The sequence below is a fragment of the Dyadobacter sp. CY356 genome, from assembly GCF_021440195.1.
Classification (GTDB): domain Bacteria; phylum Bacteroidota; class Bacteroidia; order Cytophagales; family Spirosomataceae; genus Dyadobacter.
The window spans coordinates 1-1,411 of sequence record NZ_JAJTSZ010000020.1 but is presented as its reverse complement, the minus strand read 5'-3'; the positions used below and the strand labels follow the sequence as shown (position 1 = coordinate 1,411).

Sequence of the window (1,411 nt, the reverse complement as noted above, 5' to 3'; positions counted from 1 at the left end):
TGTGATTGCCTGAAATAGGTTGCCCTGAAACGGACAATTAAACATGAGCAATTCAAAATCTAATTCCAAAAAAAGTACAAAACTGAATATTCGTCCAAGACGAATATTCAGTGAACAGTTCAAACGCGAAAAAGTAGGTCAAATTCTAGCTGGCGAGGTTAGTATTCTGTCTTTGTCTAAATTGTGGGATGTAAGTTTAAATAGTATTTATAAATGGGTTTATAAATACTCTCCTGACCATAAAAAAGGAACGACTATGGTTATACAAAAAGACAGTGAGGCTACTAAGCTTAACGAATTACAACAGAAAATTGCGGAATTGGAGCGCGCCATTGGTCAAAAGCAGATGGTTATCGATTACCAGGACAAATTGATTGAGATAGCCTCTAAGGAGCTGGAAATAGACCTAAAAAAAAGTTTCAATCCTGGACCTTAGAGAACTTTCGAATGAACTTAGGTGCCCACACATACCAAATGAATGCCTTATACCGACACTGCCGGATCAGTAAGCAGGGCCATTATAAGTCTGTGCAGCATGAAATTCAGTGGCTGCGCCTGGAAGAACTTGTTGTTGGCCTGATTATTCAGGTAAGAGAAATTCATCCAGCCATGGGCATTCGGGCGATATATGAACTTTGCCAGCCACAGGGAATAGGACGTGATTCCTTTGTTAACATTGGAATGTATTATGGACTAAGGGTAAAAGTCTTCCGTAACAAGGCCAGAACTACCTTTTCAAGTCCGTACAGCCGCTATCAGAATTTGTTGAAAAATAAAGAACTTGACAATATCAATCAGTTGTGGACAAGTGATTTAACATATTTTAAAGTCGGTGAGAAGGACTTTTACATTGTTCTGATCATCGATGTCTATTCCCGACTTATAATAGGTTATTCAACTGCCGATAATATGAGGGCTGAAAACAACGTCGCTGCCATGGAAATGGCATTAAAACTAAGAGGTTTAAAAAGTTACAACAATAAACTTATTCATCACTCTGACAGAGGTGGTCAATATATCAGTGATACTTATACAAACCTTTTAAAAGAATATAAAATAAGGATTAGCATGTGTAACCTGGTTTACGAAAACGCACACATTGAACGAGTCAATGGAACTATTAAGAACCAGTACCTGATTCATTGGAATATTACAAGCTTTCAACAGCTCCAGACCCAGGTTCAAAGAGCTGTTGAAACTTATAACAAACACAGACCGCATTCAGCTCTTAACAGGATGACACCTGACGCGTTTGAACAAAATATCAAAGAACTTAATGACTCCGATAGGTCTAAATTATCAATCTGGACTGCATCAGAGTCTAAAAACCAAAATCCAGATCAATGTATAATTCAATTTTAAACTTTATTCATAATTTTAAACTGAAGGCAACCTATTTTAGGCAATCACA

Annotated in this window: 2 protein-coding genes; both read left to right on the top strand. The window is 37.3% G+C overall.

The genetic code is table 11. The annotated features are described in order from the left end of the window. Positions 1-43 precede the first annotated feature (43 nt). On the top strand, positions 44-436 hold the full coding sequence (locus LXL81_RS28985) for a transposase (RefSeq protein ID WP_234651693.1): 393 nt from the start codon (positions 44-46) through the stop codon (positions 434-436). 38 nt (positions 437-474) lie between these two features. Further along, positions 475-1,362 (top strand): IS3 family transposase, encoded by an 888-nt coding sequence (locus LXL81_RS28980; RefSeq protein WP_234651691.1) that lies wholly within the window; start codon positions 475-477, stop codon positions 1,360-1,362. The last annotated feature ends 49 nt before the right edge of the window (positions 1,363-1,411 follow it).

Coding starts and splice junctions, on each gene's coding strand:
- LXL81_RS28985 (WP_234651693.1), top strand. CDS start 44: ATGAGCAATTCAAAATCTAATTCCAAAAAAAGTACAAAACTGAATATT.
- LXL81_RS28980 (WP_234651691.1), top strand. CDS start 475: ATGAATGCCTTATACCGACACTGCCGGATCAGTAAGCAGGGCCATTAT.